Origin of the sequence: Microcystis sp. M083S1, from assembly GCF_020246405.1 — a bacterium.
GTDB classification, from domain to species: Bacteria; Cyanobacteriota; Cyanobacteriia; order Cyanobacteriales; family Microcystaceae; genus Microcystis; species Microcystis aeruginosa_C.
In genome coordinates this window covers 1-18,367 of sequence record NZ_JADBTB010000144.1, presented here as the reverse complement: position 1 = coordinate 18,367, position 18,367 = coordinate 1, and the positions used below count along the sequence as shown (strand labels likewise).

Genomic DNA, 18,367 nt, shown 5'->3' with positions numbered 1-18,367 from the left:
ATCGGGTGCTTGTCGAGTCTTATTATCTCCCTCCACGGGATACCAGAGTAAATCACCGGCGACAAAAACATCGGCATTATTGGCAAATAACCAGTCTAAATTCGCTTTAATCGTCGTAATCCAGCGAAATTGTCTTGTATTATCGGCCATCGGTTTCCCGTCGCTATCGGGATAGACGATTGTGGTTTTCGGGCTGTCGTCGAGTTGTCTAACCATTGCTTAACCCTAGAGTTTCGTCTTTGCTTCCTTAATAGTATAACTTTACTATAAAAAATCGGAGCAAATATTTAGGGACGGTGGTGATTCTAAATCCTGTTTAAAAAGTATGGGAGAGTGGGAAGTGGGGAAGTGGGGAAGTCCAGTTATATCATTTTTCTCAAGTAATGGCAGCGATGGTTAATTGCCCTCACTCCTAACCGCTCTCCCAGAACAAACAGGAGAGGTCTTTCGATAGACTAGAGTTATGGCCCCAGAGTAAGGAGCTAGGGGCGAGAAAAGCTTAATAATTGAGATGAACCGATCGAGCGAGAATATCGTCTAGAATTAATTAACTCAAAAAATCCTGACTGAATCTACCTTTAAGCGAACTTTTCTAAAAATGATGGCTGAATTACTGAGTCTAGTTCCTGCCAAGTCCCTCGAAACCGATGTAGTGGTAGGGGAAGCGTCGGCAGTATGTCCCCTTCCTCCAGTCACGGTTAGTAATGATACCCTACTTATTTCCCTGATCGATCGCCTGCGACGTACTTTGGAAAATCATCGTGGCGAAAATCAAATTGTGGTGATGCAGGATTTCCCGGATCCCGATGCTCTTTCTAGTGCCTGGGCCTATCAAATTATCGCCGAACAGTACGATATTCACTGTGATATAGTCTATGCGGGTACTCTCTCCCATCAGGAAAATGTCGCTTTGGTAAAACTAACGGGTTTACCGGCTAAACGTTGGGGAGTCCATACCCTCAAGGATAGAGATCTTTCGGTTTATCAGGGTTGTGTTTTTGTCGATGGTCAGGGAACCAATAGTCAGTTAACCACTCTGGTTAAACAGGCAAAAATTCCCATTATTGTCGTGATCGATCATCATACCCGCCAAGGGGATCTAGACGCGGAATTTGTCGATATTCGTCCCCAAATGCGGGCAACAGCGGCGATGTTAACCCAATATATCCAAAAAGGGTTACTGAATTTTAATACTAGCGATACCGTCCATGTTAAGTGTGCCACAGCTTTGATGCACGGATTGCGATCGGATACGAATAATTTAATGCAAGCGCAAGAGTGTGAATTTATTGCTGCTGGTTATCTCAGTCGTTTCTACGATGCTCAATTATTAAACGCTGTCCTGCAATCGGCCAGATCCCGACGGGTGATGGATGTGATCGAACGGGCCTTAAAAAACCGTATTATTAAAAATAATTATTCGATCGCCGGGGTCGGTTATTTGCGTTATGATGACCGGGATGCGATTCCCCAAGCTGCCGATTTTTTGGTGACAGAAGAAAATGTTCACACGGCTTTGGTTTATGGTATCGTTCACGATGAAGATGAGGATATCGAGTTAGTCATTGGTTCTATGCGTACCAGTAAAATTACCCTAGATCCCGATGAATTTCTCAAGGAAGCTTTCGGACAGGATAACCAAGGTCGCTTTTTTGGTGGTGGTCGTTATATGGCCGGAGGTTTTGAAATTCCTATCGGTTTTCTCGGTGGTTTTAATAATAATGCCGAATACGCAAAACTTAAGTGGGAACTGTATGACACCCAAATTAAACAGAAACTTTCCCATCTAGTTAACCCTGATGAAAAGGTAATTCGCACCTAGCTATTAGATCTCAGCTATTTATTATCATCGCCAAGACCGACCCGACACTGATATGAAACTTTATTTTGTGCGTCATGGATTAGCAGGACAATCGGGGGATTATCTCAACGATGGGGAACGTCCTTTAACCGAGGAAGGTAGGGCCAAAACTGCTAAAGTTGCCCAAAGATTAGGACAGTTGGGGGTGAAATTTGACCTAATTCTGACTTCTCCCCTGGTGCGTGCGGTGCAAACCGCCGAAATTTTGCAAAAAGCGGGTTTAAGCCGTAAAATTGAGCAATTTAATCCCCTATCACCCAACGGCAATATTCAAGATTGGGTGCAATGGTGGCAAAAGTCGGACTATCAGCGAGAGGAAAACGCGCTCGCACTGGTGGGCCATGAACCGGATTTAGGCTATTGGACGGAAATGCTAGTTTGGGGCAAGTTTCAAGGAAAATTATCGGTCAAAAAAGCGGGAATAATTGGTCTAGAGGTTCCCAATCAACAAAATCCCCTAGGCAAGTGTGAGTTATTCTGGTTGACAGCCCCGAAATTACTCCTCTAGGAATTAAATAAACTAAAATCATGACCGCTGCCTTTCCCACAAAAGACACAGATAATTTCCCCGGTATTTTGAGCAGCTACTAATTGGGATTTTCAAGTATGATAAGTAGTCGTGCAAAATTAATTTCCTAGTGAAGATAGGCAAGAGGCAAGAGGCAAAAGCTTTGTCGAAATGTGTAATTAATTTTGCTCAGGTACTTACCATCAAAAAATTATGCAAGAGTTCTACTAAATTAGGTTATACTTCACCTTGAGGATAAGGGCTGTAAGTGACTTTCACCGCTCCCACTTTCTCAGCACTGATAGAGTTAGAGCAACTTCTTTACCTTTCTCCTCAATAAAATCTAGCAATTCCTTGGCGGTGCTTTTATCTTCATCTACTTTGGTGTTAAGATTAACGGCTTTCAGGTCAAAGTTTTTGGCTTCGATTTCTTCACGGGTGATTGTCCAACTTCTCTCACTATCTTCTCGGTTGGGTAATAGTTCTAGAAACTCCTGAAAGTGATTCATCATCAGGGGTTTGCGCTTGGTAACTTTGACATCGGACAGGTCATAATACCAGATTTTTTCAGTGGGGTTACCTTTGGTAAAAAAGAGGATGTTGGCTTTAACACCCCCACCGGCAGCCACAAAAGTCCCTGCGGGCAAACTAACGATACACCAGAGATTACAGTCGTTTAATAGTTTTCGTTTGCTCTGGACAAAAGCATTTTCATTGGTGCGAAATAACACCCCTTCATCTAGGACGATACCGCAGCGTCCCCCCGGTTTCAAACTATCGATAACGTGCTGTAAAAATAGGACTTGAGTGGCACTGGTTTTATAGGCAAATTGTGCCTGTACGGTCCTGTGTTCTTTGCCGCCAAAGGGGGGGTTAGTGAGGATAATATCGAACTGGGGCGGAGCATCTTGGAACAGGTCGCCATAGATGACTTCTCGGTTTAAGGTGTTGCCGTGCCAGAGGTGGGGGTAATCGATGCCGTGTAGGACTAAATTAGCGAGGGCAATGGGGTAGATGAGGTTCTCTTTTTCCCTTCCGTAAAAGGTTTTTAGTTTGATGGTTTCTAGCTGTTCGGGGGTGATGTCATCTGCTAGGAAATCGCGGATGTATTCGTAGGATTGGGCCAGGAATCCGCCCGTACCGCAGCAGGGGTCATAGATGGTTTCTCCTACTTGGGGGGTGATGGCTTTGACCATTGCCCGGATGACTTCCCGGGGGGTAAAGAATTGACCGCCATCGTTGTTTTTTTCTCCCATTTTCAACAGCAATCCCTCGTAAACTTGGGAGATGGGGAAGATGTGGGTAGGGTCAATGTAGTCGATTTCGTGGATTTTATCGAGGATGTCTAACAGGTTGGTTTCGGTGTCGATGCGGACTCGTTCGACACTGGATATGACCTCACTGATAATTTTTTGGCGGGGGGTGGCTTGGGGTTTGTTTTTGAGGCTTTTGAGGTAGGGAATGACTTCTTCATTGACAAAGGGCAGAAATTGACCCATTTGCCCCATTTGCAGGTTAAGGCGGCGGTTGCCTTCAGGGTTGGCCCAATCTCGCCAACGGTAGGGTTCGGGGATGGAATCGGCAAAAGAGTCCCCCACGGCTTCCGCTTCTTCTGCTTCTCGCTGTTCGGTGTCGTCAAGGATTTTGAGGAACAGTAGCCAACTGAGTTCGGGGACGTACTGTAAAGCACCGGCACAGTTGGAACGCCGCATGATGTCGCAGATGCCTTTGATGTAGCTGTTAAGTCCCTGTTGGGTGGTGAAGGTTTTACCGTTGTCGTTGCTGTTTTTTTTAGCCATTGAGTTTACCTAATTTGTCTAACCTGCCAAGCGGAGATTGGCGATGAGGGGGAGTTGGAGTTCGTTTTTTTCTTGCAGTCTTTGAGAAAAGAATAGGATTTCTAGGTTTTCGATTTCTTCGGTTTGGGGGTTGACTCTCACAATAATATCATCTCCTAATTCTTCTGATTCTTGTTCGGGATAGGGAGCGCATTTATTGATATAGAGAATGTCTCCCGTTGGGTCATATTTGATAATTAGGTTTTCTGTCATTTAGTAAAATAATAGCGATTTTCTTCTGATTCGGTACGAGGTATGAACAGTATTTGGTTTAAATTTGTCCATGCTTGCTGTGTTTTTTCTATGTCTATTGTTTGCATAACTATAATTCTCCATTAAAGGCGCGGCGCAATAGGACGGCGGGGAGTTTATTGATGGTGTCGAGTTGCTCTTTTAAGTTCTGTTTTAGTCGTTCCACTTCCTGCATTTGTTCGGTTAGAGTTGAGGCGATTTGTTTTTGCTGAGATAAAGTTGGAAAGACAACCCAAAAATCTCGAATATTTTTCATAGATAAACTCTGCTGTGCTGTGCTTTCGTTAATATCTCTGATTTGTCGTTGGAATTCAGAAGAATGAATTAATCTCGTTAAAAATTGACAATCAATTAATTCTGCATTTGGTGTTATTCTAGCTATATTAGGAGCGCAATAAAACATATCATTTTTATCAATCCAAGTTGCTTCACCTATATTTGCTCCGATAAATGTCATTACAATATCTCCAGAGTCCAATTTTGAACGTGATAAATATGAAGCTACGTCTTCAGTTATTTTTACAAAATTACTAAGATCAAGTCCTGTATTCCGAACATTTTGGGCGCGTAAAGCGATATATTTTCCATCAGGATTATAATTGACATACTTCGTGTATTCAAAGCCAGCTAATTTCGTAACTCTGCACACATCTCCTAACTTTCTCCTCTCCCAAGAATTAGCCTCCTCACTTTCAAAAACAGCCCGAAGATAGGCAGCAGGTAAAGCCTTGGCAGCTTCTAACTGTGCTTCTGTTGCTTTTCGTGCCTTTTCTACCGCTTCCATCTGTTCATTAAGAATGGCGGCGATTCGCTTTTGTTCGCTTAGGGGTGGAAGGGGGATTTCAAATATAGTTAATTGGGATTTAGATATCTCTTGAAAAGTTGTTCCTTTTCCTATAGATTTAAGTACAGGAATAGATAATTTGAGCCAGAAATATAGAAACCATGTATCTATTTTTTCAGTAACCACTAAACTTTTACATCCCTGATTAGTACACAAGGGAATGTTAGCTATTCCAATATAACCGATAGGAGCGCGACTAGAAATAATAACAGAATTTGTGGGAACAATTTCTGTATTACAACTTTGATAACCAGATTTTGTAATTTTCCTGGCAGCATCGGTAATTAATGAACTGGACAACTTACCTAAATCAGTAGGTGTAATCCAAATAATATCACCATTCCAATATTCTTCAATTGTTGAACTAGGTGTAGAGCCATTAACAATTTTACAAACATCCCTCAACTTTACCCACTGCCAACCATCGGGCAACTGCCGATCATTTTCCTGACTCATAATAACTCCCTTGCCCAATCATAAACATTCAAATACCAATCCCAAATTAAAAACCCTAAGCGGCAAACAATCTTATCTTAGTTTCCTGTATGATCTCAGAGGGTTTACCTACTAACTTTAACGCCGCCAATCCCCCAGCCTTAGTCACTTCTGGCACTTGAAAAATGAGCTTATTTTCCAATCCTTCCGTCCCCGACTTACCAAACTGAGAAGCGATCGCCCTCACTGTCGCCGCCGTTTCCTCTGGCATTTCGCGTAACCAATCCTCCTGTTTATAACTAAAAGCTTCCGCTCTTTCCAGACGAGTCAGACGGTGCAAACCATAACCCAACTCTCCCAAAACATCAAATAAATCGCAAGCTTCCAACTCATCTAGTGTCCTAATTATACTTGCCGATCGCCCCCCATCGGGCAGTATTTGTAATAACCTCCCCCGCTCCTCCGGCTGAACCCAAATTGAACGAAATAAGGTCAAATTAGTCACCTGATTAACCAAGGATTCCGCCAGCCTCTCTCGATACTCCTCCACCGTTATCGGCTTCGTTTCTCCGTCCACCGTCGTCAGAATATAGCGCCCCACTGGAGTAATATTCACCTCAAACCCCTCAACGGAGATAACCCGCCGTTGCTGCCTTTCCTTTGGTTCCGCCGCCGTCCCCTTTTTGGGGGCTAACTTATCGAGAAACTTCTCCCCAAATAAACGGGTAGCATTAGTGTAGTCATACACCCGAAACATTAACTTATTAGTGGGTAGATCCAACCGCGTCCCCCGCCCTACCATTTGATAGAAACTAATGGGAGAATTGACATATTTAAAAAAGACAATATTTCTCACATTGGGGACATCGACGCCGGTGGTTAAAAGATCTACCGTCGTCGCGACAAAATGGGAACGGGAACTGCCCTTTAAATCTGGCAAATAGTCATTACCCGAAGATTTGGCCGTACACTTGAAAGCATAATAATCCTTCGGCTTTTCCCCCTTAGCGGCACACCAACGAGCATAGAGATTATTCATCTCAATGGCTACAGCATCAGCATGGCGGTCATTAACACAGAAGATAATCGTTTTCTGTTCCACTCCCCCCGTTGTTAACAAATGATTGAATAAATCCCCCGCCATCGCCATCACACGGTCAGGGAGCAAAATTAACCGCTCATAACTGGTTTTCTCGTACATTTCCCTAATTTCTGCCTCTGGGATGGGCTGTCCCGTGTTGGCATCAAGGGGATTTCTGCTGATGACCTCCTCCACTGTAATGCCCGTGTCATCGAGGTTGATGGCGCTCCTAACAATTTCGCAGGCGGCAAGATAGCCATCCTCTATCCCTTGTCCGATGTCGTATTCATAGACGGGTTCGCCAAAATAGGCCATATTATCGGCGGTGATTTGTCTATCGGCTTCTGATTCGGGCGAGTCTTCTGTAAACTCCAATTCCCTGGGAGTTGCCGTCAACCCCACCTGTACCGCTTCACTGTTGCGGGTGAGAACTTGCGACCACTTACCCCAAGCTGAACGGTGACACTCATCGATGATGATATGGCTGAAATAATTTTCCGGGTAATGGGTGGTTAAAAAATTCCCCATGTCCTCTTCCTTGTCCACATTCAGGGTTTGATAGGTGGCAATTAAAACACGGGCATTCTTGTGGGGTTCGTTCTTTTCTACTTCCGCCGCATCGGAACCGAAGGCAATTTGCAAAGCCGCCGCCCCCTGGGTTCTCAACTCATCGCGATCGCAGACAAATAACGCCCGCCGCAACTGTCCGGCATCTGCTATTTTTCGCAGTAGGTTACAGGCGATAAAAGTCTTACCCGCACCCGTTGCCAGGGTTAGAAGGACTCGCGCCGGGGAGCCTGTTTGCTGGCAGCGGGCGATCTTTTCCAAAGCAGCGCGGATGGCAGCATCTTGGTAGTAACGCCGTCCTCCTTCTCCCCCCTTATAGGGAGTCAGCAGGGGACGGGCGACCTCCTCTGCTAGGCTGAAGCCTACATACTGCTCGTATCTCCCCCTCAGTTCGGCCGGGGTAGGAAATTGGCTGAGGGGTTGAGGGGCTGAAGTTATATTCGTCGTGCGATCATATTCGACAAAAAGATGACCGTTACAGGAGTACACAAACGGTACATTTAACCCTTTGGCATAGCGTTTGACCTGTTCTAAGCCTTCAGTGGGGGGCGCATCTTCCTTTTTTGCTTCTATTAGGGCGACGGCTAAGGGTTGGCTGTCGCTACTGACGGCCACTCGCAGGGTATAATCGATCCTTCCCCTGGCGCGTTCGGCTTCCCCATCGATAATTTGAATTGCCCCCGGGGTTTCTTCTCGCTTGAGACAATCCTCTGTCCATCCTCTTTGATGCAGGACGGGGTCAATTAATTTGGCTCTGGTGTCTGTTTCTCCTAATCCCATGGTTCTCTCAAGACAGTAAACAGATAACTGATAAGTAGCTGGTTATAATTAAATTAAAAATGGATTTTAGGTTCGATCCCCCCTGCCCCCCTTGATAAGGGGGGTGCCGGTAGGCGGGGGGATCCCCCCTTAATCCCCCCTTTGATAAGGGGGTGTCTGATAATTTTTAACGCCTACCTACTTAACTGATAACTGATAACTGATAACTGATAACTGATAACTCAGGTTAACTAACCATTTTTCGCCTCTAATTTGGTCAAACGACTTTTAAGTTCCTGATTTTCCTGTTTCATTTTTTCTAATTCCTCGCGAATTTCCTGAATTGCTTTCTCGGAACCTAATTTTTTCTGGACTTTTTGTACTGCTTCCTCGGCTACACGACGCACGCGACCATCGGGAGTTCGATCGCTCAAAGCTTGTAAAATAACGATAGCTTTGGCATTTTCTATCTGTCCTAAAGCGTTACACAGTGCCACCTGCGTCAAGAAAAAAGTTTCCTCGGCAATGGTTTCTAAACGTTCCAAAATTACGGTTAATTTATCCGTGCTTTGTCCGGAAGAAATCGCTCCCAGGGCGCGGATAGCTCCTAATCTCAGGGGTTGAGGCGTGCCTAAAGCCGTGTAGGTCAAAATTGACTCCAAAGCCGCCGGCGAGGTTTTTAACTGGCTTAAACCGCCAATTGCGCCCGCTCTTACTACCTCATTCCACCCCTTTCTTGACTGTAAAATATGATTGAGCAGGTCAATAATTTCCCCTTCTTTATTTTGCAATTGTCCCACGGCCATGCAGCCTAATCCTCGCGCCGTGGCCGCTTCCACATAATAACTAGCATCTCCGGTTTCTAGTAGGGATTTAAGCGCGTTATAACTATCTAAGGTTTTAATTTCACTTAATCCCTCGACAACTGCCCGACGGACTTGTGCTTTTTCATCGTTTAAACCTTTAATTAAAGCAGTAACCGCCTGATCTAACCGAAGAGTTGCTAACTGTTTGGCCACCTCCACACGCACCCCCCAAAAAGGCTCATTTTCTAGGGATGTCCCTAAAGCTTCGATCGCTTCTAAACCGCCTTTTTTAGCAATGGCCGTCGCTGCATAGATACGGGAAATTGGATCGGGATCCTGTTGTAATTGCGCTTTTAATTCACCGATGGGATACTCAAGAGTGACGGTTTTGAGGAAATTATTACCCCGATCGAACTTGACAAAATCTGGCTTTTGTGCTAGGGGAAAATAGAAAGTTTGTTCTTTTTGGTGAATCCGCAGATTGTAGGTAAGATCTTCAGAGTTGAGATAGGCAAAAGCGACGGGAATTTTCAAGTCGAATAGTTCCTTTTCGTCCTGGGTTTGGGTGACAGTTAATTGGGCTAAATTATTCTGATTGTCCCAACTGTAGGCCACCTTATAATCGGGATGACCACCGCGATAAACGTACTGATCAAAGAGGAATAATAAATTGTACCCGGTCGCTTTTTCGATCGCCCGTAATAAGTCCACGGTTTCTACGGTTTTATGGGCATTATCCCGCACAAAAGTATGAATCGCTTTTCCGAATAAATCTTCCCCCAAAATAGAGCGGATCATGTGATAAACACAAGCAGCTTTTTCGTAGAGATGACAATCATAAAGTTCGATCGCTTCTCGATAAACATGAGTAACCATCGGACGACGATAGCGGGAAGTATCTTCTTCTAAATAACTTCTTGCTTCCCCTAATAAATAATAACTAGCATCAGCTTTTCCGTATTCCGATTCTGTCCATAAAACCTCAGAATAGGAAGCCATTCCCTCTTTAATCCAAGCGTGAGACCAGTGTTTAATTACCACTAAATCACCGAACCATTGATGAGCTAATTCATGGGCAACTAAGCTTTCTGTCCAAGTATGATCGATGCTGGCTCTTTGATCAATTAAACAGCGATCGGTTAAAATTGTGGTGGAAGTATTTTCCATCCCACCAAAAATAAAATCATCTACGCAAACTTGTGCGTATTTAGGATAGGGATAGGGATAACCAAACTTTTGGCTAAAAAACTCGATCATGCGGGGAGTTTTACCCATACTTCTTTGGCCCTCTTCTTCCCGTCCTTTTTCCACATAATAAGTGACAGGAACACCATTCCATGAGTCCCGTAATTCGGCAAAATCTCCCACCGCAAGAGTCATTAAATAGGTAGGATGAATTTGCTTTTGTGACCAGTGATAAATTCTGTCTTCACCAACGGGTTCCACCGAGATTAATTCCCCGTTAGAAATAGCGATATAGGGTTGGGGAATTTTAACCCGAATTTCAGAAGTGACTAATTGGCCAGGGTAATCAAAACAGGGAAACCAAAAGCGAGAATCTTCCTCTTCTCCCTGGGTCCAAACTTGCATCGGTTTATCGGGATAGTATTCGTCGGGTCTGATAAAATATAATCCCCGTTGTGGTTGCTTAACCTCATAGTTAATCGTCAGGATAATCGGTTTATCGGTGGTGGGTTGTAGCAGATGAATAGTCAGGAGAGAACGATCATAGTCAAAGGGTTGACTGATACCTTCAATGAACACAGAATCAATATTTAGATCCACCGCATCGAGGGTTAAACTGCTAATTCCCTGACGAATGGGGGTGAGGGTAATCTGACAGCTGCCCTGAAAACTTTGTCGGGGAATATCAATAATTAAATCGAGAAAAATATGATTAACTTGTCCGGGTCGATCGGGGTTATAATGGGGTTTAGCCCCGGGTAATTCAAAGGGTTGACGCTGATTATTTTCCGTGTCGATAGTGAGATGAGACATATTAGCCCTAACTTGCTGATTTTTGTCCGGTAAACTTAAATTAACACGATCGGTCGTCCCTTTCCTTGCTAACAATAATCCCCCCCCTATGAATCTCCCTTCCTTTCTCTGGTTATGGAAAATTGCCGCTTGGTCGATGGGATTTGCCCTCTTTGCCTATTTTTTACTAGCGGTTTCGGGGGTAAACATGGGTTATCGACGACTCGCGGGCCAATCTCGACCGAAATGGTTAAGACCCTTTCATCTCCTCAGCGGCCTGATCATGGTTGCTTTGGTCTTAATTCTGCTGGGAATCGGATTAGTGGGAACAATCGGTCATTATGGCAGTTTAGGCCACTCTTCCCACCTGATAGCGGGTTTATCGGTGGTTTTTCTGGTTTTTGTTTCGGCAATTAGCGGCCTGAACATTACCACTCGTCCACCTCTAGCGCGGTCTCTCCACATCGGCACTAATCTTTTATTGTTTCTGGGTTTTCTTTTTGTTACCCTAACAGGATGGGATGTGGTCCAAAAATATCTACAATAAAAATAGTCGGCGATCGAGTGGAGACTGTTTGATCGAGAAAAACTAGCTATCTCATCCCGAAAAATCGCCTTTTAGTGACAGAATACTCACCCCCAAATCATTATGCAAACCGTCGAATCACAAGCTATTAACACGATGTCAGTGCCAAAAAAAGGGCTACCGGTAACAATTATTACTGGGTTTCTTGGTAGTGGTAAGACTACCCTCCTCAATCATATTCTCAGCAATCAACAGGGGTTAAAAACTGCTGTTCTTGTCAATGAATTCGGTGAAATCGGTATCGATAACGAACTGATTATCAGCAGTGATGACAGCATGGTAGAATTAAATAATGGCTGTATTTGCTGCACGATTAACGAGGATTTAATTCAAGCGGTTTATAAAGTTCTCGAACGTCCCGAAAAAATCGATTATTTAGTCGTAGAAACCACGGGATTAGCCGATCCTTTACCAGTAGCTTTAACCTTTTTAGGGACGGAATTACGGGAAATGACCCGTTTAGATTCCATTGTCACTATGGTGGATTGTGCCAATTTCAGTCTCGATTTATTCAACTCGCAAGCGGCCTTAAGTCAAATCACCTACGGTGATATTATTGTTCTCAATAAAACCGATCTAGTGGATGAAGGGGATGTGGATTCTTTAGAAATAAGAATCCGGGACATGAAGGAAGGAGCGAGAATTCTTCGTACTAGCAAAAGTCAGGTCCCTTTACCCTTAATTCTCAGCGTCGGACTATTTGAATCGGATAAATATTTCGACACAGAAGAAGAACACCACGACCATGATCACCACGACCACGATCACGACCATTGCGATCATGATCACGACCATGATCACCACCACGATCACGATCATGATCATCACGACCATTCCAATCATTTAGAGGTGGATGGATTTACTTCTATTTCCTTTGCTAGTGACCAACCTTTTTCGATTCGGAAGTTCCAATATTTCCTCGATAATCAGTTACCGGAAAGCGTTTTCCGCGCTAAGGGTATTCTCTGGTTTGATGAAAGTCCTAAACGTCATATTTTCCACCTCAGTGGTAAACGTTTCACTCTCGAAGATGACGAATGGAAAGGTAGTCCGAAAAATCAGCTAGTTCTTATCGGTCAAAATCTTGATCATGAAACCCTAAAAGAACAGATTAACAATTGTCTCAGTTTACCTGCTGTCAATCGCGGTAAAGGATTTGGGAAATAAACCCCGCTTTGTAAATCTACTAAGTTGGGATTTTTAAGGGGAAACTCTCTGCTAAAGTCGGGCGTTACTTTCGATTTTTTCCCTCAATCCAAGCCTTTGGGGGGTTCTACCCCCCAAACCCCCCGTTGGGGGCGTGGCGCCGCCCCCAAACCCCCGCGCATTAGCTTTTCGGTGGGATGCTTACAGGCAGCTGCTGATCTATTTGTCATCATTTAAGAGTCAGTGATAATTGCTGATTGTCGGTATTTCTGCCTTCCTAACTCCTGACTCTAAGGACAATTTTTTGATTTTTACAAGAGGTCTATTGAGCTTCTGGGGGTACTTTTCCCCCTAAAGATTCCACGATCGAGCGAGTATTTTCCCTGAGCATTTTTACATAACTATCCCCTCTAGTACCCACCGCGCCGATCGAATCAGAATATAATTGTTGTGGTGCTAATTTCACCCCCGCTTCTTCCGCTACCGTGGTAATTAAAGCGGGATTAATAGTGGTCTCGGCAAAGATAGCAGCAACCCGGAGATTTTTAATAGCATCGGCTAGATTTTTCACCGTTTGGGCGCTAGGTTGTTCTTCGGTGCTAATACCAATTAAAGTTCCCGCTACTTTTAAACCATAGGCATGAGCATAATACTGAAAAGCGTCATGAGTGGTGACTAATTGCCTTTGGGAAGGGGGGATAGTTTCAATAGCCGCAGCAATCCAGCGATCAAGATTTTCTAATTCTGCGATTAATTGGGCGGCATTTTCAGTAAAAATCTCTTTATCTTCGGGACTTAATTCAATCAATTGATCTCGGATTTTTTCCACCATGATTATACCATTTTTAGCCGAACCCCAAACGTGGGGATCCGGGACTTTCTGCCCCTCTTTTTCCAGTTGTAAAGGTGTAATGGCTTCTCCCACAGCCACTTTTTTAGCTTTAACTGCCGTAGAATCGATCATTTTAATTAACCCCGGTTCGAGATTATAACCGTTATAGAGAATTAAATCGGCTTTTTCTAAAGCGACACTATCGGCAGGAACTGGTTCATAAACGTGGGGATCATCCCCCGGTTTTAAAATGTCTTGATGGTCAATTTCTTCACCGCCCACTCGTGCGGTTAAATCGGCGATAATTGTGCTAGTGGAGATTACCTTTGGTTTTTGGTTATCGGTGGTATTAACCGAGGCATGACAAGCAACCAATCCCAAAAATAAACAGGATAAAATTAGTTTTTTCATCGGGAAATAGAGATGAGGGTTTAGAGGTTAGAGATGGGGGGAAATGGCATTGATATCTATCTTGATTTTTTTCCTGACTAAAGACTCCTTTTACTATTAAAATAGAGAACAGAGAAGGTGTAAATTCAAAAGACATGGATAACCAAGCCCCGATTAAACTACCGAAAACCAGCGAATCCGACCACCTCAAGCGCATTCGTCACACCACCTCCCATGTGATGGCCATGGCGGTGCAGAAATTATTCCCGAAAGCCCAAGTTACTATCGGGCCTTGGACTGAAACCGGATTTTACTACGATTTTGATGTGCCGGAACCTTTTACCGATAAGGATCTCAAGGACATCAAAAAAGAGATGGTCAAAATTATCAATAAAAAACTGCCGGTGATTCGCGAGCAAGTTTCTCGGGAAGAGGCGGAAAAGCGCATTAAAGTGATTAATGAAGCCTATAAGCTGGAAATTCTGGCGGGAATTCAAGAACCCATCACCCTCTATCATCTTGGGGACGCTTGGTGGGATTTGTGCGCCGGTCCGCACCTAGATAATACAAGCGAACTAGACCCAAAAGCAATCGAATTAGAGACGGTAGCGGGTGCTTATTGGCGTGGGGATGAAAATAAAGCCCAATTGCAGCGCATTTACGGCACAGCTTGGGAAAATCCCCAACAATTAGCCGAATACAAGCGCCGTAAGGAAGAAGCACTGAAACGGGACCATCGCAAATTAGGCAAAGAATTAGGTTTATTTATTTTCTCTGATTCTGTCGGGCCGGGGTTGCCTTTATGGACCCCCAAAGGAACTTTAATTCGTTCTTTGTTAGAAGATTTTCTGAAAAAAGAACAGTTAAAACGCGGTTATCTACCCGTAGTTACTCCCCATATTGCTCGCGTCGATTTGTTTAAAATTTCGGGTCACTGGCAAAAGTACAAAGAAGATATGTTTCCCATGATGGCAGACGATGAGGAATCTGCTAGTAAGGAAATAGGATTTGTGCTTAAACCGATGAACTGTCCTTTTCATATTCAAATCTATAAAAGTGATTTGAGATCCTATCGGGAATTGCCGATGCGTTTGGCGGAATTCGGGACAGTTTATCGTTACGAACAATCGGGAGAATTGGGAGGGTTAACTAGAGTTCGCGGTTTTACCGTTGATGATTCCCATTTGTTTGTCACTCCCGAACAATTAGACAAGGAATTTTTAAGCGTTGTTGATTTAATTTTGACGGTGTTTAAGAGTTTACAATTAAAGAATTTTAAGGCGCGATTGAGTTTTCGTGACCCCGAATCGGATAAGTATATCGGTTCCGATGAAGCTTGGGAAAAGGCAGAATCAGCGATTAGAAAAGCGGTGCAAACTTTGGGGATGGATTATTTTGAAGCCCCCGGAGAAGCGGCTTTTTACGGTCCAAAATTAGACTTTATTTTCCAAGATGCCCTCGAAAGAGAATGGCAGTTAGGAACGGTACAGGTAGATTATAATTTACCCGAACGTTTTGAACTAGAATATGTTGCCGAAGATGGTAATCGTAAACGTCCGGTGATGATTCATCGCGCTCCCTTTGGTTCTTTGGAACGTTTAATCGGTATTTTAATCGAAGAATACGCAGGCGATTTTCCTCTTTGGTTAGCTCCTGTCCAGATACGATTATTACCGGTTAGTGATACTCAATTGGATTACGCTAAAGAGGTGACAGCGAAAATGCAGTTGTTAGGAATTCGCGCCGAAACCGATACCAGTGGCGAACGTTTGGGTAAAATGATTCGCAATGCTGAAACCGCAAAAATTCCCGTGATGGCAGTGGTGGGGGCAAAAGAAATGGAAAGTAATAGTTTAAGTATTCGCACCCGTGCCACGGGCGATTTAGGAGTAATTAGCGTCGAGGAAGTGGTGGCAAAATTAGAAAGTGCCATCCAAAATCACGGTAATTTTTAAGCGTTTGCTTATCTAATTCTATGGGGCAGAAAATATTTCTGTCCCAGTATTTTTTATCAACCCGGGAGATTTTTCGGGTGCATCTGATATTTGTGACTTTCTCTCACATATAGGTGAGCAGCAGCAGTTATTCAAAGAGGGCGAATGCAATTCGCCCCTACAATAATATTATTGCGCCAATAGTAGAGGCGCACCGCGTGCGCCCTGTAATATAGATATTTCTACAAAATTGAGATGCACCCGATTTTTCCTGATTATCCTTTAGGTATCATCATCTTTTTGAAAGGGATTTTCCCCAATGCCTAGGCCTTTTTTGCTCTGTTTTAAGTCTTTCCAGAGGGCTTTAATTTTTTGGTAGGCTTCTAGAGAACTGATTTTGCCCCCGGTTTCCAGATTACAAATAAAACTGACTTTTTGGGCAAATTCCTGTAAATTGGCGTTAAATAGCAAGTTTTCTGGCTTAAATTCCCCATAGTAGGGGGCGCGAGGATAGAGAAAATCCTCCTTGCGGCGATCGGGGAGATTTGGGTTATCATCGTTAGGAGGATTCTGGTTCATAGGGCGACGGCGGGTAATTTTGCGGAATTTCTTTAGATTTTTCGGTAATGGTAATGGGAGATAATATCAGTTGTTGGATATCATTGAGGATTTAAGTAGAAACTTGGCTGATTCGCCAAAAATTGACCACTTAAATCGGGACACTTTTTGGCTATGGGTTAAGGTTCGGTCGCAAAATGTTGACAGTTATCTTTAAGCAGCAATTATACATTATTTTTTTCTCAACAATCATCTACCTAATGATATAAATTTTTTGTCTAGGTTGATCGCCAAAATTTACTGCTGCCGCTATCTGATTAACCATCAATTTTTGTTTATCAATTGCCGAGGATGATAACTATGGAAAAACTCTATGAAGGTAAGGCCAAAATTCTCTATCAAACCGATGATCCCGATATTCTCCTCACTTATTACAAAGACGATGCCACGGCTTTTAATGCCCAAAAACGCGGGCAAATTGTCGGCAAAGGGGAAATTAACTGTACTGTCTCCACTGCCCTATTTCAATGGTTAGAATCCCTAGGAATACCTACCCATTATATTGATCGCCCTAGTTCTAGGGAAATGCGCGTCAAGGCGATTAAAATCATTCCCTTGGAGGTAGTAGTCAGAAATATCGCCGCCGGGAGTTTGTGCAAGCAAACGGGATTAAAGGAGGGGAAAGTTTTACCTTTTCCGCTTGTAGAATTTTACCTCAAGGATGACGCTTTGGGCGATCCTTTGTTAACGCCCGATCGCATAAAAGTGATCGATATTGCCAGCGAGGAGCAAGTCAATCAGTTACGAGATTTAGCCCTGCAAATCAATCAATATCTGCAAGAATTTTTCGATAAGTGCCAGATTATTCTCGTCGATTTCAAGTTAGAATTTGGAGTTGATAAAACGGGCAAAATTTATCTAGGTGATGAAATTAGCCCGGATACCTGTCGTCTCTGGGATAAAACCCAAGAGGATGCCCAAGCGCGCATTCTCGATAAGGATCGTTTTCGTCGCGATTTAGGAGATGTGGAAACTGCCTATCAAAAAGTACAAGCAAGAGTTTTACAACAGATAGAGAGTTTATAACTTTAGGGTGTGTTAGCGAGCGCGTAACGCACCTTAATTGAGATTAGCAATTTAATAATTTATGTCAAGAAGAATTATCGGGTTAACAGGGGGAATAGCCTGTGGTAAATCCACGGTTTCTAATTATTTAGAAAATATCTACAAAATTCCCGTCCTTGATGCGGATATTTATGCCCGGGAAGCAGTGGAAAAAGGTTCGGCAATTTTAGAGAGAATTTTTCAGCGTTATGGCAGAAAAGTTAAAACTGAGGATAATTCCCTTAATCGCCAACAGTTAGGAGAGATTATTTTTAATAATCCCGAGGAAAAAATCTGGCTAGAAAGTCAGATTCATCCCTACGTTAGAGAATGTTTTAAGCGGCATTTAGAGCAGTTAGAAGCCCCGATAGTTGTTTTTTCTGTTCCTTTATTATTGGAAGCCAAACTAACCCATTTAGTCACAGAGATTTGGGTGGTTTTCTGCGGTTTTGAGCAACAAATTGAACGCTTAATGACTAGGAATAACTTAAGCAGAGAACAAGCGATCGCTCGGATTAATAATCAAATGCCTTTAGCCGAAAAAATTGCCTTAGCTGATATTGTTTTAGACAATTCCGGAGATTTAGAAGCTTTATATACCCAGATCGATCGAGCTATAAGTAGCTGGTTAGAATTAAATTGAAGATATATCCCCCCTTCCCCCCTTAATCCCGCCTTGATAAGGGGGTGCCGATCCCCCCTGCCCCCCTTAATAAGGGGGGTGCCGATCCCCCCTGCCCCCCTTGATAAGCTATCCATTAGTCGGATCTTTCTTAACAAAAAGAGAAGAAACTTAAAAAAAGGGGAAACGATTGATAGGTATAGTTTTGAAAGAAGGAATTAAGGTGGAGGTAAGCAAAAAAATGGAGAAATGGGCAGCCCAAGAATT

15 protein-coding genes and 2 pseudogenes are annotated in these 18,367 nt (G+C 43.5%); 8 read left to right on the top strand and 9 right to left on the bottom strand.

Features of this window, described 5'->3' with window-relative positions; all coding sequences use genetic code 11:
* A pseudogene (locus IM450_RS14085) lies at positions 1 to 216 on the bottom strand (Uma2 family endonuclease); the annotation flags it as partial.
* Positions 217 to 598: 382 nt separating this feature from the next.
* Here IM450_RS14085 and IM450_RS14080 point away from each other — a divergent pair.
* Both IM450_RS14080 and sixA read left to right on the top strand, forming a co-directional pair.
* Complete coding sequence (locus IM450_RS14080) at positions 599 to 1,822, top strand: DHH family phosphoesterase (RefSeq protein ID WP_287670092.1); 1,224 nt, start codon at positions 599 to 601, stop codon at positions 1,820 to 1,822.
* Positions 1,823 to 1,874: 52 nt separating this feature from the next.
* Positions 1,875 to 2,369, top strand: a complete 495-nt coding sequence (gene sixA / locus IM450_RS14075) for a phosphohistidine phosphatase SixA (RefSeq protein ID WP_002803756.1) — start codon at positions 1,875 to 1,877, stop codon at positions 2,367 to 2,369.
* Between the two features lie 5 nt (positions 2,370 to 2,374).
* Here the strand turns inward: sixA and IM450_RS14070 are convergent.
* The 6 genes and pseudogenes from IM450_RS14070 to IM450_RS14045 form a co-directional block, all read right to left on the bottom strand.
* Positions 2,375 to 2,461: pseudogene (locus tag IM450_RS14070) on the bottom strand (IS5/IS1182 family transposase); the annotation flags it as partial.
* 183 nt (positions 2,462 to 2,644) lie between these two features.
* On the bottom strand, positions 2,645 to 4,168 hold the full coding sequence (locus IM450_RS14065; RefSeq protein WP_287670094.1) for a class I SAM-dependent DNA methyltransferase: 1,524 nt from the start codon (positions 4,166 to 4,168) through the stop codon (positions 2,645 to 2,647).
* An 18-nt stretch (positions 4,169 to 4,186) separates the two neighbouring features.
* Positions 4,187 to 4,420, bottom strand: a complete 234-nt coding sequence (locus IM450_RS14060) for a DUF2283 domain-containing protein (protein ID WP_287670096.1) — start codon at positions 4,418 to 4,420, stop codon at positions 4,187 to 4,189.
* Positions 4,421 to 4,529: 109 nt separating this feature from the next.
* The gene (locus IM450_RS14055) at positions 4,530 to 5,759 is read right to left on the bottom strand and encodes a restriction endonuclease subunit S (protein WP_287670098.1); all 1,230 of its coding nucleotides are present in this window, start codon (positions 5,757 to 5,759) and stop codon (positions 4,530 to 4,532) included.
* Between the two features lie 55 nt (positions 5,760 to 5,814).
* Complete coding sequence (locus IM450_RS14050; RefSeq protein WP_287670100.1) at positions 5,815 to 8,166, bottom strand: DEAD/DEAH box helicase family protein; 2,352 nt, start codon at positions 8,164 to 8,166, stop codon at positions 5,815 to 5,817.
* A gap of 230 nt (positions 8,167 to 8,396) precedes the next feature.
* The gene (locus IM450_RS14045) at positions 8,397 to 10,949 is read right to left on the bottom strand and encodes a M1 family metallopeptidase (RefSeq protein WP_287670102.1); all 2,553 of its coding nucleotides are present in this window, start codon (positions 10,947 to 10,949) and stop codon (positions 8,397 to 8,399) included.
* A gap of 88 nt (positions 10,950 to 11,037) precedes the next feature.
* Here IM450_RS14045 and IM450_RS14040 point away from each other — a divergent pair, with 88 nt between their 5' ends.
* From IM450_RS14040 to IM450_RS14030, 3 genes are all read left to right on the top strand, one after another.
* On the top strand, positions 11,038 to 11,475 hold the full coding sequence (locus tag IM450_RS14040) for a DUF4079 domain-containing protein (RefSeq protein WP_002803749.1): 438 nt from the start codon (positions 11,038 to 11,040) through the stop codon (positions 11,473 to 11,475).
* A 102-nt stretch (positions 11,476 to 11,577) separates the two neighbouring features.
* Complete coding sequence (locus IM450_RS14035) at positions 11,578 to 12,681, top strand: CobW family GTP-binding protein (RefSeq protein WP_287670105.1); 1,104 nt, start codon at positions 11,578 to 11,580, stop codon at positions 12,679 to 12,681.
* A 24-nt stretch (positions 12,682 to 12,705) separates the two neighbouring features.
* Positions 12,706 to 12,897 (top strand): hypothetical protein, encoded by a 192-nt coding sequence (locus tag IM450_RS14030; RefSeq protein WP_287670107.1) that lies wholly within the window; start codon positions 12,706 to 12,708, stop codon positions 12,895 to 12,897.
* Positions 12,898 to 12,982: 85 nt separating this feature from the next.
* On the opposite strand, the gene IM450_RS14025 is transcribed toward IM450_RS14030, so the two are convergent.
* Positions 12,983 to 13,903 (bottom strand): metal ABC transporter solute-binding protein, Zn/Mn family, encoded by a 921-nt coding sequence (locus IM450_RS14025; RefSeq protein WP_002803747.1) that lies wholly within the window; start codon positions 13,901 to 13,903, stop codon positions 12,983 to 12,985.
* Between the two features lie 134 nt (positions 13,904 to 14,037).
* On the opposite strand from IM450_RS14025, the gene thrS reads away from it, so the two are divergent.
* Complete coding sequence (thrS, locus tag IM450_RS14020) at positions 14,038 to 15,837, top strand: threonine--tRNA ligase (RefSeq protein WP_287670109.1); 1,800 nt, start codon at positions 14,038 to 14,040, stop codon at positions 15,835 to 15,837.
* Between the two features lie 261 nt (positions 15,838 to 16,098).
* On the opposite strand, the gene IM450_RS14015 is transcribed toward thrS, so the two are convergent.
* The gene (locus IM450_RS14015; protein WP_002743720.1) at positions 16,099 to 16,395 is read right to left on the bottom strand and encodes a DUF7219 family protein; all 297 of its coding nucleotides are present in this window, start codon (positions 16,393 to 16,395) and stop codon (positions 16,099 to 16,101) included.
* A 339-nt stretch (positions 16,396 to 16,734) separates the two neighbouring features.
* Between IM450_RS14015 and purC the strand changes: the two genes are divergently transcribed.
* Positions 16,735 to 17,460, top strand: coding sequence for a phosphoribosylaminoimidazolesuccinocarboxamide synthase (purC, locus tag IM450_RS14010; RefSeq protein WP_287670111.1), 726 nt, complete (start codon positions 16,735 to 16,737; stop codon positions 17,458 to 17,460).
* A gap of 61 nt (positions 17,461 to 17,521) precedes the next feature.
* On the top strand, positions 17,522 to 18,121 hold the full coding sequence (gene coaE, locus IM450_RS14005) for a dephospho-CoA kinase (RefSeq protein ID WP_287670113.1): 600 nt from the start codon (positions 17,522 to 17,524) through the stop codon (positions 18,119 to 18,121).
* Positions 18,122 to 18,367 lie beyond the last annotated feature (246 nt).

What these genes read in the sequence shown, in the direction of transcription:
- thrS (WP_287670109.1), top strand. Translation starts at nt 14,038, where the DNA reads ATGGATAACCAAGCCCCGATTAAACTACCGAAAACCAGCGAATCCGAC.
- coaE (WP_287670113.1), top strand. Translation starts at nt 17,522, where the DNA reads ATGTCAAGAAGAATTATCGGGTTAACAGGGGGAATAGCCTGTGGTAAA.
- IM450_RS14060 (WP_287670096.1), bottom strand. Translation starts at nt 4,420, where the DNA reads ATGACAGAAAACCTAATTATCAAATATGACCCAACGGGAGACATTCTC.
- IM450_RS14045 (WP_287670102.1), bottom strand. Translation starts at nt 10,949, where the DNA reads ATGTCTCATCTCACTATCGACACGGAAAATAATCAGCGTCAACCCTTT.
- IM450_RS14055 (WP_287670098.1), bottom strand. Translation starts at nt 5,759, where the DNA reads ATGAGTCAGGAAAATGATCGGCAGTTGCCCGATGGTTGGCAGTGGGTA.
- IM450_RS14015 (WP_002743720.1), bottom strand. Translation starts at nt 16,395, where the DNA reads ATGAACCAGAATCCTCCTAACGATGATAACCCAAATCTCCCCGATCGC.
- IM450_RS14080 (WP_287670092.1), top strand. Translation starts at nt 599, where the DNA reads ATGATGGCTGAATTACTGAGTCTAGTTCCTGCCAAGTCCCTCGAAACC.
- purC (WP_287670111.1), top strand. Translation starts at nt 16,735, where the DNA reads ATGGAAAAACTCTATGAAGGTAAGGCCAAAATTCTCTATCAAACCGAT.
- sixA (WP_002803756.1), top strand. Translation starts at nt 1,875, where the DNA reads ATGAAACTTTATTTTGTGCGTCATGGATTAGCAGGACAATCGGGGGAT.
- IM450_RS14025 (WP_002803747.1), bottom strand. Translation starts at nt 13,903, where the DNA reads ATGAAAAAACTAATTTTATCCTGTTTATTTTTGGGATTGGTTGCTTGT.
- IM450_RS14035 (WP_287670105.1), top strand. Translation starts at nt 11,578, where the DNA reads ATGCAAACCGTCGAATCACAAGCTATTAACACGATGTCAGTGCCAAAA.
- IM450_RS14040 (WP_002803749.1), top strand. Translation starts at nt 11,038, where the DNA reads ATGAATCTCCCTTCCTTTCTCTGGTTATGGAAAATTGCCGCTTGGTCG.
- IM450_RS14065 (WP_287670094.1), bottom strand. Translation starts at nt 4,168, where the DNA reads ATGGCTAAAAAAAACAGCAACGACAACGGTAAAACCTTCACCACCCAA.
- IM450_RS14050 (WP_287670100.1), bottom strand. Translation starts at nt 8,166, where the DNA reads ATGGGATTAGGAGAAACAGACACCAGAGCCAAATTAATTGACCCCGTC.